Source organism: Roseibium sp. (assembly GCF_025698965.1).
Taxonomy (GTDB): Bacteria; Pseudomonadota; Alphaproteobacteria; order Rhizobiales; family Stappiaceae; genus Roseibium.
On record NZ_JAILWL010000125.1, the window covers coordinates 1 to 13,926 of the forward strand.

The 13,926-nt window shown below is 55.6% G+C and carries 10 protein-coding genes; 7 read left to right on the plus strand and 3 right to left on the minus strand.

Features of this window, described 5'->3' with window-relative positions; translation table 11 throughout:
* A partial coding sequence (locus K5905_RS12155; RefSeq protein ID WP_297584116.1) for a carbohydrate ABC transporter permease occupies positions 1-782 on the minus strand: 782 nt, incomplete at its 3' end.
* A 63-nt stretch (positions 783-845) separates the two neighbouring features.
* The gene (locus tag K5905_RS12160; protein ID WP_297584118.1) at positions 846-2,102 is read right to left on the minus strand and encodes an extracellular solute-binding protein; all 1,257 of its coding nucleotides are present in this window, start codon (positions 2,100-2,102) and stop codon (positions 846-848) included.
* A 124-nt stretch (positions 2,103-2,226) separates the two neighbouring features.
* Here K5905_RS12160 and K5905_RS12165 point away from each other — a divergent pair, with 124 nt between their 5' ends.
* From K5905_RS12165 to K5905_RS12175, 3 genes are read left to right on the plus strand one after another with little or no spacing between them, the layout of a single operon-like run.
* Positions 2,227-3,387 (plus strand): ROK family transcriptional regulator, encoded by a 1,161-nt coding sequence (locus K5905_RS12165; protein WP_297584120.1) that lies wholly within the window; start codon positions 2,227-2,229, stop codon positions 3,385-3,387.
* A gap of 18 nt (positions 3,388-3,405) precedes the next feature.
* Positions 3,406-5,739: a PIG-L family deacetylase gene (locus tag K5905_RS12170; protein WP_297584122.1), complete on the plus strand. Its 2,334-nt coding sequence runs from the start codon at positions 3,406-3,408 to the stop codon at positions 5,737-5,739.
* Positions 5,740-5,743: 4 nt separating this feature from the next.
* Positions 5,744-6,625 carry a DMT family transporter gene (locus K5905_RS12175; RefSeq protein WP_297584124.1) on the plus strand — a complete coding sequence of 294 codons (882 nt, stop codon included), beginning with the start codon at positions 5,744-5,746 and terminating at the stop codon, positions 6,623-6,625.
* A gap of 34 nt (positions 6,626-6,659) precedes the next feature.
* Here the strand turns inward: K5905_RS12175 and K5905_RS12180 are convergent, their stop codons facing one another.
* On the minus strand, positions 6,660-7,595 hold the full coding sequence (locus tag K5905_RS12180; protein ID WP_297584126.1) for a LysR family transcriptional regulator: 936 nt from the start codon (positions 7,593-7,595) through the stop codon (positions 6,660-6,662).
* A gap of 103 nt (positions 7,596-7,698) precedes the next feature.
* Between K5905_RS12180 and K5905_RS12185 the strand changes: the two genes are divergently transcribed.
* The 4 genes from K5905_RS12185 to K5905_RS12200 all read left to right on the plus strand — a co-directional run.
* Positions 7,699-8,967 carry a Xaa-Pro peptidase family protein gene (locus K5905_RS12185; protein WP_297584129.1) on the plus strand — a complete coding sequence of 423 codons (1,269 nt, stop codon included), beginning with the start codon at positions 7,699-7,701 and terminating at the stop codon, positions 8,965-8,967.
* A gap of 300 nt (positions 8,968-9,267) precedes the next feature.
* Positions 9,268-11,478 (plus strand): NosR/NirI family protein, encoded by a 2,211-nt coding sequence (locus K5905_RS12190; protein ID WP_297584132.1) that lies wholly within the window; start codon positions 9,268-9,270, stop codon positions 11,476-11,478.
* 28 nt (positions 11,479-11,506) lie between these two features.
* Positions 11,507-13,417 carry a TAT-dependent nitrous-oxide reductase gene (gene nosZ / locus K5905_RS12195; protein ID WP_297584134.1) on the plus strand — a complete coding sequence of 637 codons (1,911 nt, stop codon included), beginning with the start codon at positions 11,507-11,509 and terminating at the stop codon, positions 13,415-13,417.
* A 3-nt stretch (positions 13,418-13,420) separates the two neighbouring features.
* The coding region (locus K5905_RS12200; protein WP_367186958.1) for a nitrous oxide reductase family maturation protein NosD at positions 13,421-13,926 on the plus strand (506 nt) is incomplete at its 3' end.

Below are 13,926 nucleotides of genomic sequence, written 5' to 3' on the forward strand. Positions count from 1 at the left end.
TCATAGATCATCAAAACGAGGGGCTTGGTCGAATTCAGAGGGCCGCCGGGATTGTTAGTCGTCATGTTGAACACATGATCGAAAATCCGCAGGAACCCAATCGAGGAAAACACGACAATGAAAACGATGGTCGGCTTCAAAAGCGGCAATGTGATCCGTGTCAGCACCGTCCACCAGCCAACACCGTCTATGCGCGCTGCCTCGTAATAACTGACCGGGATCGCCCGCAGACCTGCCATGAAGATGATGATCTGAAATCCAAGACCGGCCCATACCGCAGGTGCAAGGACCGAGGGCAAGGCGTTGGTGGTGGAATTCAGGAACTCGATTTGCGGAATGCCGATGGAGGCCAGCATGTTGTTGAACAATCCGATTGGAACGGGTTGGTAGAACCAGCGCCAGACCCATGCCATCGCGACGGCGGAGGTCATGAACGGCAGGAAATAGAGCATGCGCAGGAAGCCGTGCATGAACCGGGTCTTGTCGAGGTGATAGGCAATAATAAAACTGATAACGAGCGAAATCGGAGTGCCCAGCAGCAGATAGACAAACGTGTTGCGGAACACCTTCCAGAAGACCGGATCGTTCCAGAGCTTCGTGTAGTTGTCCAGGCCGGTCCAGGTGCGTGCACCCAGAAGGTTCCAGTCCTGGAACGAAATCACAAAGGCGTTGCCGGTCGGATAGAACCGGATCACTCCGTAGAAGAGCGTTGGCACGGCAAGGAAAATCCATGCCCACAGAATCTGTTTCTGCCGGATTGATAGGTTTTTGTAGACTGACATCACTTGCACCGCTGCTCGACAGTTTCGGGCTGCCGGATGATCGGCAGCCCAATAGGGGCAAGACTACTTCTTGTAGTACTCGTCGAGGACTTTTTGTTCCTCTGCCGCGGCTGCTGCAAGGCTTTCAGCCGGGTCCTGACCTTCAATGTCGATACGTCCGACCATGTCCATCAAGGCCTGCCGCTGCGAGGACTCATTCGCGAATTTCGTGGTGTTCGCGTATTCAAGCCCACGTATGAACGGGCCGTAGATGGGATCATTTGCATTCTTTTCGACAAGGCCGACCGATGGTTTTGCAGGCAGTTCGCCAACAACATCCAGCCAGACCTGCATCGCTTCATCAGACGTGAGATAGTCCAGGAATTTGACGGCGGCATCGTATTTCTCGCCTTCCGCCTTGGTGGTGATCCCATTCACCCAGTAGGACGAGTAATTGGATTTCGAACCATTTGGGCCTGCAGGCAGCTCCGCCACACCCCACTTCAGGCCGCGCACCTTGTTGAGTGAGCCGATGCGGAAGGAACCGTCAATATGCATGCCTGCCCGATTGGCCTTGAAGGCCGCCTGGGGCTCATCCATGAAACCGGATTGCGTGACCTTGTGGTCCTTTTCCAGGCCGACATAAAAATTCAACGCTTCCAGACCGGCGTCATTATTGTAGTTGACGGTCTGATAGTCGTTTTCATAAGGCTCTCCACCGAACTGTCGGACAAGAACTTCACGCCACCAGTGGTGATCCTGGGCATTCATGCCAGTGGTGATGCCCACCTGGGTGATGTTGCCGGCACCATCCAACTTGGTCAGCTTCTTCGCGGTATCCACGAGTTCATCAAGCGTTGCAGGCGGACCTTCGACACCGGCTTCGTCGAACAGCCGGGTGTTGTAGAACAAGGCAAGGGATCGGACCGCTGTCGGTAGGGCGTAATAAGTGCCGTCCTTTTTCATGGCCTGGACCATGGGAAAGAATTCCGCATCGATTTTCGCCGGGTCAAAGACGTCCTTCGGCAATGGCTGGATCAGATCCGCTTCAATATAATCGTTCAGCCATCCATAAAACAGCTGCACGACATCCGGTCCCTCTCCGGCCGGAATGGCTGCTGCGACCTTGGTCCGGTAGTCGGCATATGGGAAATGCGTCATCTTGACCGTGATATCCGGATTGGCTTCCTGGAACTTCTCAATCAACTGTTCCATCGCCTCGACGCGCGCGTCGAAGAAATATTGCCAATATTCGATTTCAACGGCCCATGCAGAGCTGCCTATTAGGGTTGTTGCAGCCGCAATCCCACCCAGCGCCATGCGCCTTAAATGCTTCAACATTGCTGATGCTCCCGTCTGGATTTTTCAATCGTATCGCACTGGAGTGGCAGTCTTTCGCTGCCTGTTTCAAAGTGATTAAGTCAAATAAATTGAATTGTCAATTTTCTTGAGTTAATAACGAAGCATGAAGAGCGACAGTCAAATCAAGGGGTCCAACCCTCTGCGCAGCCGCAATCGCAACAGGCAGGCGGTTCTGGGGCAGATTCAGGCCGCCGGTACAATGGGGCGTGCCGAAATCGCCCGGGCACTCGGGCTGTCAACGCAGGCGGTCTCAAACATCATTGCGGAGCTTCTTGGTGAAGGGTGGATTCTCGAAAAAGGATCCCGGACCGCCGGGCGGGGTCTTCCCGCCGTGCAGTATGGGGTCGACCCGTCAGGGGGATATGCCTTTGGAGCGGAGATCAGGCCGGATGCCATCTTCACGGCCCTATTGGACCTTTCGGGCACAGTGGTGGAAACCGCGCGCAGGGAACTGACGGACAATTCCCCGAACAATGTCGTTGAAAAGGTTTTGAACCTTCGCGAGATGATGCTCACAGAGGCAGGTGTTGCCACGCAACGCTTGTTGGGAACCGGTGTGGTTATGCCGGGTCCATTCGGAAAAACCGGACTGACAGGTCGCAGCTCCGATCTGCAGGGCTGGGAAAATACCGATGCGCAGGTACTCTTTGAAAACAGGCTTGGTGGCACTGTGGCGCTTTCCAACGATGCCAACGCCGCTGCCCTGTCGGAACGCCTGACCGGTGTCGCGCAGGGAATTGGTTCCTATGCCTTTGTTTATTTCGGCAAGGGTCTCGGGCTTGGCCTCATCAGTGAAGGCCGACTGATCTCGGGTGCATTCGGAAATGCGGGCGAGCTTGGTCATGTGCCTGTCTTGGGGCCAAATGGGCTTGTGCCGCTGGAAAGCATTCTCAGCCGCGTCTCGATACAGTCACATATCGGCGAAGAAAAACCGCTCGATCTTGGTGCTCTTGAACGTCTGTTTCAGCAGCGCGATGACCGGATGCTTGAATGGCTTTCCAACGCGGCGTCAGCCCTGGGGCAAGCCGTTCTGCAGCTGGAAAACATTTTGGATCCGCAGACCGTCATTCTGGGCGGCGCGATGCCGGGATCCCTGATCGATCATCTGATCGAGATCTGCCCGCTCGCGAACTCCTCGGTTTCCAACAGACCGGACAATCCTTTTCCAAGACTGCAACGCGGCACATGCGGCCGCATGACTGCCACACTGGGTGCGGCCTCGCTTGTACTTCACCGTGCCTTCACACCTCATCAAGATAGCTGAATTGCCGGACCTTACCCTATGGCCTTGACTGCCCCGGAACGTATTGCTCAAGAATTTGAACGACCTCACATTGTTGAGCTCTGGCGAGCATTGTTGCCTTTGCGCTCGGTGCTCTCTTTCATGAACACCGGGGCTCACCCCGATGACGAAACATCCGAAATGCTTGCCGTTCTCGGGTTTCGGGACGGTGTTGATGTTTCCTATGCCTGTTCAACGCGCGGCGAGGGAGGGCAGAACGATATCGGCCGCGAAGCAAGTCAGCAATTGGGTGTGCTTCGCACTGCCGAGATGGAGAGGGCCGCAGAACGACTTGGATTGAGGCTTTACTGGCTCTCGGAAAGCCCGGACGACTCGATTTTCGATTTCGGTTTCTCGAAATCAGGAGAAGAGACACTCGCAAAGTGGGGACGGGAGCGGACACTCAAACGTTTCGTCGACATCCTTCGCCAGGAAAAGCCGGACATTATCTGTCCGACATTTTTGGACATACCTGGGCAGCATGGCCATCACCGGGCCATGACGGCAGCAGCGGAGGAAGCGATCGGACTTGCTGCAGACCCTGACTATCGCGAGAGCACATTGCCGGTCTGGGAAGTGTCAAAAATGTATCTGCCGGCCTGGTCCGGCGCCGGGCAGGCTTATGATGACGACTTGCCGCCGCCACCTGCTACGCTCGTGATCGATGGACGCGCATATGACCCGGTAACCGGATTTTCGTATGCACGCTTGGGAGAGCAAAGTCGTGTGTGTCACCGGACCCAGGCTATGGGTTCCTGGATACCAACCGGTTCTGAAAAGGACTGGCCGCTGCACCTGAAATTATCGCGCATCAGCCAGGCGGACGATACTTTGAACTCGGGACTTCCCACATGTCTCGCTGACTTCGGCACAAGCGCCGATCTGATGAAAGCGGACAAGGAAATTGCCGCAGCGATTGCCGCCTTCCCCGATACGTCGGAAATACTGAAACATGCCAGCCATGCCCTTTCCGCCATGCGACTTGGCGCCGAAAAAGCGCACCCTCGTTATGCTCACAAGATAGCGCGCAAAGAGGTTCAACTGGCAAAACTGATCCGCGTTGCCGCACGGACGGAATTTCGTGCGAGGCTTGAAAAGGATGTCCTCCGGACCACAGACGTCAGTGCCGTTGAGACAGAAATTCATTCAGGTGCGGCGGAAGCGCTTGATGTTTCCGTCGCGGTTGAAAATGGGTGGTCGGCAAGTGTAAGCGAGCTGCGCACGGAAGGGGCTGCGTTCAGCAATCCCTATCCCGATAGATTTTTACCGGACGAACCCGAGGCGCCGTTTGCAAGACTTTCCTTGACGACCCACGGTGTCAAAAGTGAAACCGCCATACCATTTGAGGTTCCACCGCAGATCCTGCCGGAGCGGAGCGCCGTGGTTGCGCCAATGGCGGCGGTGGTAAATCGCACCACAGCCGAACGGTCGGTTGTCTTCAATATTTCTGAAATCGTTCCTGCTGAAACTCGTGTTGAGTTGGACATGCCGGCGGATTGGAGCGCCCAGGAAACACCAACCGGGTATCAGGTGACACTTCCATTAGAGGTCGCAGAGGGACTGTACAAAATTCGACTCCTTCTGAATGGCGAGCCCGCGAACACGGTCATTCCGGTGCACTACCCGCATATCGTCCCACGACATCTCATTCAGCCTGCCGAAGCGTCCGTTCGTGTCGTCGATGCCGGCCAAAGCGAAGCGAAAATCGGTTATGTCGGGGCCGGAAACGACCGAGTGGACTATTGGCTCAATAGCCTCGGCCTCAATGTCACTTCTTTGAACACGGAGGCCCTGGCCAGCGATGCGGCGCTTTCTGAATTCGACACCATCGTGATCGGGATATTCGCTGTCAGATTCAAACCCGGCTTGAAAGAAGCCATGGCGGGTTTGCGAAAATGGGTCGCGGCCGGAGGAACTCTGGTAACGCTCTATCACCGCCCCTGGGACAGTTGGGATCCGGAGAAAACACCGCCCGCGCGCCTGGAAATCGGACAACCCTCTCTTCGGTGGCGCGTGACGGATGAAAGCGCCGCCGTAACGGTACTGTCTCCGGACCATGGTCTTTTCAATCGGCCCAACCGGATTGGAGAGAATGATTGGTCCGGTTGGCACAAGGAACGCGGGCTGTATTTCGCCAAGAGCTGGGACAACGTGTATGAGCCTCTTCTCGAGATGGCGGACCCGGGTGAAGCCCCACATCTTGGTGCATTGTTGTCAGCCGATATCGGAAAAGGTCGACATGTTCACTGCGCGCTGATCCTGCATCATCAGATGGAGAAACTCGTGCCCGGCGCTTTCCGGTTGATGATGAACCTCGTCACGCCTCGGCCGTAAGACGGTGAAGGCACCCTCCATCGCTCCCAGAGGAAATGCGGTCGGAGGTCTCTGGCTGCTCGCCGACATGTCCCTGAATATATGGGCCCTTGGGATCGTCAAGGCTATCGGTCTGGACTACAGCTCTGCACAGCTTGTGTTTCTGAGAGCGGCCACAGGGCTAGTGTTGATCGCACCCTGGATCTGGCGGTCCAGCTCGGCCTTCCACATGCTGGATCGCCTGCCATTGCATTTTTTCCGTGTTTTGGCGTCTACAATCGCACTCACGACCAGTTTCTTTGCCATAGCCAGACTGCCGCTGGCACTGGTTACGGCAATCAACTTCACACGTCCTATCCTGACGATGGTTCTGGCGGTAATTTTCCTCAAGGAAATGATTGGTCCCCGTCGCTGGATTGCTGCAGCAGTCGCTTTTGCGGGCGTGCTGGTCGCCGTGAATCCGGCCTCTGTTCCGTTCTCCTGGGGGCTGCCTGCAATAGCAGTGACGGTCTTTGCCGGTACGGCTGCCGTTATTTTGACCCGCAAGCTTACCGATGTGCCAGTTGTCGTGATGATGACCTTCTATACCGGAGGTCTTGCCGTCCTGATTTTTCCGCTGGCTTTGGTGACATGGGTCCCTGTGCAGATGGATCATATCGCACCCATGATTGCGATCGGGATTTGCGCGCAGTGTGCACAATTTTGTTTTCTTCACGCACACAGACACGCCGCTGCGGCTTTCCTAGCAATTTTGAGCTATCTCAGCCTGCCGATTTCGGCAGGTGTGGGGTTCTTCGTTTTCGCAGAGAGCCTTAGTCCGCAGTTTCTCTTCGGTGCGGCCCTGATCGTGGGCGCGTCGGCCTGGACGGGCTGGCGACAGCGGCACCTCATGGGCCAGAAGCGTTGACCCTCTTGTTTTCAGGTGGTCGGAACCGCTTCAATCAAGGTGCTGTCGACCGTGTGAGCTTTGTGGCTTCAAGCAAAAACCCGTACAGATGTTTGGCGTTGTCTGCCATCGGCTTTGAAGGGTCGCGGATCAGGTAGTAATCGTTTTTGCTGTCGAGCGCTCTGCTGCCAATCGGGATCAATGAGCCAGTGCTGATCTCATCTGCAAGCAATTGCAGGCTTCCCAGCGCTATTCCTTCTCCTTCGAGCGCTTTGCCGATTGTGTGGGCATAGGTTTTGCAATGCACGCGTGGCCAGGTGTCCGGAATAGACGTTTTGGTCATTCGTGCCCAGGCATTCCAGTTCATCCAAAACGGTTCAACGCGCCGAAAGTCAAGAAGCGGCAGGTCAATTCGAGCGCTTGCCTGAAACAGATCTTCCCGCGCGTTGAATTCAGTTTTGCCTGCTGCGTCCGGAGCTGTAACCGGCACAAGTTGCTCTGAAAACAGCTTCGTACACTCGTAGCCTGGAATGTTGCCATCACAGGGAGCGACAATCAGGTCGTTGGCGCTCTTCAGCAGATCCCGGTTTTTGTCCGACGTCATCAGATTGACCGGGCACGAATGCTCGGTAAGGCCGAACTTGTTGAGTTGCTTCTGCAGCCAGAACATGGAAATGGCGTTGCTGCTTGCAATACTGATGGCATCGTCGCTCTGGTCTGAAAGGCGGGTGAGCGCGTTTTCGATAAAATCGAGTGTCATGGAGGTTTTACCGAACAGTTCCTGCCCGGATTGTGTCAGTTCCAGCATGCGGCCGTTTCGAACAAACAATTCAGCGCCCAGGAAACTTTCCAGCTGGCGAATTCGTTTGCTGACTGCAGCTTGAGAAACAAATAGCTCCCCGGAGGCGAGCGTAAAACTCAGGTTTCGCGCGGCGGCTTCGAAAAAGACCAGACAGTCCAGCGGTGGGAGGTTCTTTCGATAGGTTTTCATAACCTCAGGTTTCTCAAATGCATGAATTTTTGTCCCGTTTACAACACCGGTTTTCTTACGTCTACTGACGTCGTTAACGCAGTTAGGTGTTTCAGAGAGCAAAATGGCGAATTTCGATTGGCATGCAGAACGAAGCGACTTGTCTGGCATCGCTTTGCTGGATCGAGCACCCGAAAGTGCAGGAATCGATCTGAAGGCGGTGCGCCGGTATCGACAGGCGCGTGTTCGCTCGGAAATGGCAAAGCGCAATATTGGGGCGGTCATTCTTTCCGACCCGATCAACATTCGGTATGCGACGGGAACGCGAAACATGCAGGTGTTTTCGATGCGCAATGCACCGGCACGTTACCTTTTGATAACGGCCGATCGGTCAATCCTTTTCGAATTTACCGGATGCATGCATCTTGCCGATGGATTTGAAACCGTTGACGAAGTGCGTCCCGCAAAAACAGCAAGTTTTGTTGCCGCCGGACCGGATATTGCCGGGAGGGAGCGCGCCTGGGCTCAGGAAATGGGAGATCTGATAACAGGGCTTGTCGGCAAGGAAGCGACTGTCGGAATGGAACGGATGAATGCCGGTACATCCATCAGTTTGCAAAACCAAGGGTTTCGAATTGTTGATGCCCAAGAGCCTGTTGAAATGGCGCGGGCCATCAAATCTGCGGAAGAAATGAAATGCGTCAATGCCTCGCTCAGGGCAACGGAAATCGGTGTTGGCAAATTACGCGAAGCTCTCAGGCCAGGGCTGACTGAGACGGAACTCTGGTCGGTGCTTCACAAGTCGATTATCGAACAAAACGGCGACTATTGCGAAACGAGACTGTTGAACGCGGGAGAGCGGACCAATCCGTGGTTTCAGGAAACGGCCAACAATATCATTGGCGAGAACGAACTCGTCGCACTGGATACGGATGTGGTCGGATGCCACGGCTATTATTCGGACTTTTCAAGGACGTTTCATTCGGGTCCCGGCAAACCGTCCGAAACCCAAAAAACGCTGTATAAGGTTGCTCTCGAGCAGGTCTATCACAATATGGACATTCTCAGGGCTGGCATGACTTTCCGGGAGTATGCCGACAGGGCATGGGACATTCCGGAGAAGTATTACGCAAACCGTTATTATCTGTCCGCGCATGGCTGTGGCATGACGGGCGAGTATCCCTATTTGTACCATCATGGCGACTTCCCCGATGCAGGGTATGACGGCATCATCGAACCTGGAATGACGCTTTGCGTCGAAAGTTACATCGGCGAAGACGGCGGGGCCGAAGGCGTCAAGTTGGAACAACAGGTGCTGGTCACGCAATCGGGTATCGAACTGTTGTCACGTTTTCCGTTTGAAGACGCGCTCCTGGACGGATTTGGTGTTTAGAGCCAGAGAGTTACTTTTGCCTTCAGCATTCGACGCAGAAACTCTGGTTCACCGTAGCCTGAGGTGGCGCAAAGAAGAGGTAAAATCCGAACCGGAAACAGATTCGTGCCGTGCTCAGGGGGAAGGTCGCCTGGAAACCGGCGAACAATTTGTCCTGAATGAAAGAGAATAGCTGTGTTTTGAGCAGGCACGGTCTCTTTGAAACTCTTTTCCCTCGCTTGACAAACGTCAAAGCTATTCTTTCGCTAACCGTCGAAAATTGCACCAGCATCACTCAAGACAAGTGCTGGAGCGCTTCTCGTGCGTCCCCTTTTATATACCGCCCGCTTTTGCGTGGTTTGCCTCGCCTTCGTTCTGATGGCGGCGCTGACGCCATCAGCTCAGGCTTTGGAAGCTCAAGTCACACGGTTTCTCGACAAGGTCGAGCCCGGGGATCTGGTCCCCGGTGCAGACGCTTACGGGCCGTTGCAGGACAACGCTGCCGTTGTTCCCGCGCTCAAGGACAACACTCCCATCGGTTGGGTGTTCCTGACATCCGATTTCGTCTCGACGACGGGATATTCAGGCAAACCGATTCACACGCTTGTCGGCGTGGATCAGTCTGCGGTGATCACCGGCGTCAGGTTGGTGAAACACTCAGAGCCGATTGTCCTGATCGGTATTCCCGACAGCAAGATCAAGGCTGTCACGGAAGGTTATGCCGGTCTCGACCTGAGGGCTGAAGCCGAAAGCGGCGGGTCCGCGCACGATCTGGACATCATATCCGGTGCCACCGTGACGATCATGGTGATCGACGATTCCATTGTTCGTTCTGGATTGAAGGTTGCAAGAGTGCTCGGACTTGGAGGCCTTGCACCGGAAGTCGTCGATGAGGGGCCGAAGCTTGAAATTGACTATGACCGGCAGGAAACTGCCGACTGGCTGACACTGACGGGAGATGGGTCGGTGCGCCGGCTATCGCTCGACGTCGCACAGATCAACGAGGCTTTTGTCGCTCAGGGGGATCCCCGCGCCGTTGCACGGCCGGAAGCTGGACCTGAAACAGATACGTTCATCGATCTTTACATGGCCTTGGTCGACGTGCCGTCAATCGGCCGCTCGCTGCTTGGGGATGCCGAATACGGCAATCTGGAAAAACGCCTGAAAGAAGGAGAGCATGCGCTGCTCGTCATGGGGCGGGGACGTTATTCCTTCAAGGGATCGGGGTATGTACGCGGTGGTATTTTCGACCGGATCCAGATGATCCAACATGATGTTTCCGCAAGGTTCTTCGACAAGCAGCAGCACCGTGTTGGCGAGATCGCAGCAGAAGGCGCGCCTTCTTTCTCCGAAATGGATATTTTTGTCATTCCCGCGGATATCGGTTTTGATCCTGCGAAGGATTTCCGCTTGCAGCTGCTCGTGCAGCGGGCCGTCGGTCCCATCGACAAGGTCTTTCTGACATTCGATCTCGGGTACCAGTTGCCGCTCGATTACCTGAAGGCAGAGCCTGTTGCGGTTGCAGCTTCCGGAACTGCGGAAACAGCAAATGCAGCGGCAAGCGCTGAATCCGTTGTCGAAAAACTCTGGATGCGGATCTGGAGAGGACGCGTTTTCGATGTTGCCGTTCTCGGTGTGGCCGTCGGCATTCTGACGTTGGTGTTCTTCTTCCAGATGCAGGTGACGCGCAATGAGCGATTCACCTTCTGGTTCCGCATCGGCTTTCTCACATTCACTCTGGTCTGGCTCGGTTGGCTGGAAAACGCGCAGCTCTCGGTCGTCAATGTTCTGGCCTTCTTCTCGGCACTGACAAACGAGTTCAGCTGGGATGCATTCTTGATGGACCCGCTGGTCTTCCTGTTGTGGTTCTCCGTTGCCGCTGCGTTGCTCTTTTGGGGGCGTGGTGCCTATTGCGGCTGGCTCTGCCCGTTCGGCGCCCTGCAGGAACTGACCAATCGTATCGCGAAGGTTTTCCGCATTCCGCAGATCGAGGTGCCCTGGGGACTTCACGAGCGCCTGTGGCCGCTCAAATACATGATTTTCCTCGGGCTGTTCGGGCTGTCGCTCTATTCGCTGGATGTGGCCGAACACTATGCCGAGGTGGAGCCGTTCAAGACGGCCATCATTCTCAAGTTCCAACGCGCCTGGCCATTTGTCCTGTTTGCCGTGGCGCTGCTGGGAGCCGGTCTCTTCATCGAACGCTTCTACTGCCGGTATCTGTGTCCGCTAGGTGCGGCGCTCGCGATACCTGCCCGCCTGCGTATGTTCGACTGGCTGAAGCGCTACCGCGAATGCGGCAATCCCTGCAATCGCTGCGCCAAGGAATGCATGGTTCAGGCCATTCATCCTGAAGGCAACATCAATCCCAACGAGTGTCTGAACTGCCTGCATTGCCAGGTTCTTTATCAGCACGACCAGAAATGTCCTGTCTGCATCAAGAAGCTTGCCAAGAGAAAGCGCTTTGAAGTGCAGACCGGAATGCGAAAACCGGAACCGGACGCCAAAAAGGCAGCCACTGTTCCGGCTGAATAACCTTCAAACGGCAATAAGGAGATCAGCCATGAAGGATAACGAAAAGCATTGGGGCATGTCCCGGAGGGACTTGTTAGGCGGCACCGCCAAGACGGCGGTCGTTGCTGGAATGGGGGCTGTCGCAGCCGGAAGTGCCAATTCGGCATTTGCTGCCGAAGGCGGCCAGAAATTCGAAATGGCTCCAGGTGAGCTCGACGAGTATTACGGTTTCTGGTCCTCCGGCCAGGCAGGCGAACTGCGTATTCTTGGTGTTCCGTCCATGCGTGAACTGATGCGCGTTCCGGTGTTCAACCGTTGCTCGGCCACCGGCTGGGGACAGACCAACGAGTCGCTGAAAGTGCTGACCGAAGGTCTGTTGCCTGAAACCAAGGCGTTTCTCGCAGCGCAGGGCAAGGTGACCTACGACAATGGTGACCTGCACCACCCGCACATGTCCTTCACCGACGGCACCTATGATGGCCGGTACATCTTCGCCAACGACAAGGCGAACACGCGTGTTGCCCGCATCAACTGCACCACGATGAAATGCGACAAGATCATCGAGATCCCGAACGCGCATGACATCCACGGCATGCGACCGCAGAAATATCCGCGGACCGGCTACATTTTTGCCAACGGTGAACACGAGGCACCGCTCGTCAATGACGGGTCCATCCTCGATGAGCCGGACAAGTATTCCTGCATCTTCACCGCCATCGACGGCGATGAAATGAAGGTTGCATGGCAGGTGATCGTTTCCGGAAACCTGGATAACTGCGACGCCGACTATCAGGGCAAATACGCCTTTTCGACCAGCTACAACTCGGAAATGGGTATGAACCTTGCCGAGATGACCGAGAGCGAGATGGATCACTGCGTGGTCTTCAACATCAAGGCCATCGAGGATGCTGTCGCAGCCGGAAACTATCAGGAACTGAACGGTGTTCCGGTCGTCGACGGCCGAAAGGAAGCCAATTCCCAGTTCACGCGCTACATTCCGATCCCCAACAGCCCGCATGGTTGTAACGCGGCACCGGACAAGAAGCACATCGTCATCAACGGCAAGCTGTCTCCGACGGTTTCGATCATTGATGTGACCAAGGTCGACGCGCTCTTCAGCGACAATGCAGATCCGAGATCTGCCGTCGTCGGCGAACCGCAGCTCGGTCTCGGTCCGCTCCATACCGCGTTCGACGGTCAGGGAAATGCTTTCACGACGCTGTTCCTGGACAGCCAGGTTGCGAAGTGGAACATCGACAAGGCCATTCGTGCCTATGCCGGAGAAGAGGTCGATCCGATCATCTCCAAGGTCGATGTGCACTATCAGCCGGGTCACAACTCCACGTCCATGGGTGAAACCGCGGAAGCGGATGGCAAGTGGCTGATTTCGATGAACAAGTTCTCCAAGGACCGGTTCCTGAACGTTGGTCCGCTGAAGCCGGAGAACGAACAGCTCATCGATATTTCCGGTGATGAAATGACCGTTGTTCACGACGGTCCGACTTTCGCCGAGCCGCATGACAGCATTATCGTTCACCGTTCGAAGGTGAACCCTGCGATTGTCTGGGACAGAAGCGATCCAAGTTTCGCCGACGCGATCAAGCAGGCCGAAGCTGATGGAGTGGACCTTGAATACGCGGAAGATGTCATTCGCGACGGCAACAAGGTTCGTGTCTATATGCACTCCGTCGCACCGACCTTCAGCCTTGAGAAATTCACGGTGAAGCAGGGCGATGAAGTGACGATCTACGTCACCAACATCGATGACATTGATGATCTGACCCACGGCTTCTGTCTGGCGAACTATGGTGTCGCCATGGAAGTCGGGCCGCAGGCGACCGCGTCGGTGACTTTCGTTGCTGAGCGACCGGGTGTGCACTGGTTCTATTGCCAGTGGTTCTGTCACGCACTCCATATGGAAATGCGTGGCCGGATGTTCGTTGAACCCAGAGGGGCCTGACCCATGCGCCGCGCCCTGCAGATAGTATCGGGAGGATTGATCTTTCTCGCTTCGGTTCTGGCCCTTGCTGGACCGTCGGCGGCAAAGGAATGGGTCGTCCCGGCAAGGCAGGGCGCTTTGCAGGACACGCTTGAAAATGCGCAAGCCGGGGACAGTCTCCGGCTTGCGCCTGGAATTCATCAGGGTCCTGTCCTTATCGACAAGGCACTGGTTCTTGAGGGTGCGGGAGAAGCAACCATCTCCGGGTCGGGGGAGGGCAGTGTCATTACAGTGACTGCGCCCGATACCGAAATACGCGGCCTCACACTGACCGGCTCCGGCTTGTCGCATGAAACACTCGATGCCGGGGTCAAGCTGACCAAGACAGCCCATCGAGCCATCGTGGACAACAACAGGATCCTCAACAATCTCACCGGCGTTGATGTCCACGGCGCTCGTGATGCCATTGTTGCAAACAATCTGATTGAAGGTCGCCAGGACCTGCGCATGAACGAGCGCGGTAACGGCAT

Excerpts from the sequence above, each read along its gene's own strand:
- K5905_RS12160 (WP_297584118.1), bottom strand. The coding sequence starts at position 2,102 with ATGTTGAAGCATTTAAGGCGCATGGCGCTGGGTGGGATTGCGGCTGCA.
- K5905_RS12165 (WP_297584120.1), top strand. The coding sequence starts at position 2,227 with ATGAAGAGCGACAGTCAAATCAAGGGGTCCAACCCTCTGCGCAGCCGC.
- K5905_RS12170 (WP_297584122.1), top strand. The coding sequence starts at position 3,406 with ATGGCCTTGACTGCCCCGGAACGTATTGCTCAAGAATTTGAACGACCT.
- K5905_RS12180 (WP_297584126.1), bottom strand. The coding sequence starts at position 7,595 with ATGAAAACCTATCGAAAGAACCTCCCACCGCTGGACTGTCTGGTCTTT.
- K5905_RS12185 (WP_297584129.1), top strand. The coding sequence starts at position 7,699 with ATGGCGAATTTCGATTGGCATGCAGAACGAAGCGACTTGTCTGGCATC.
- nosZ (WP_297584134.1), top strand. The coding sequence starts at position 11,507 with ATGAAGGATAACGAAAAGCATTGGGGCATGTCCCGGAGGGACTTGTTA.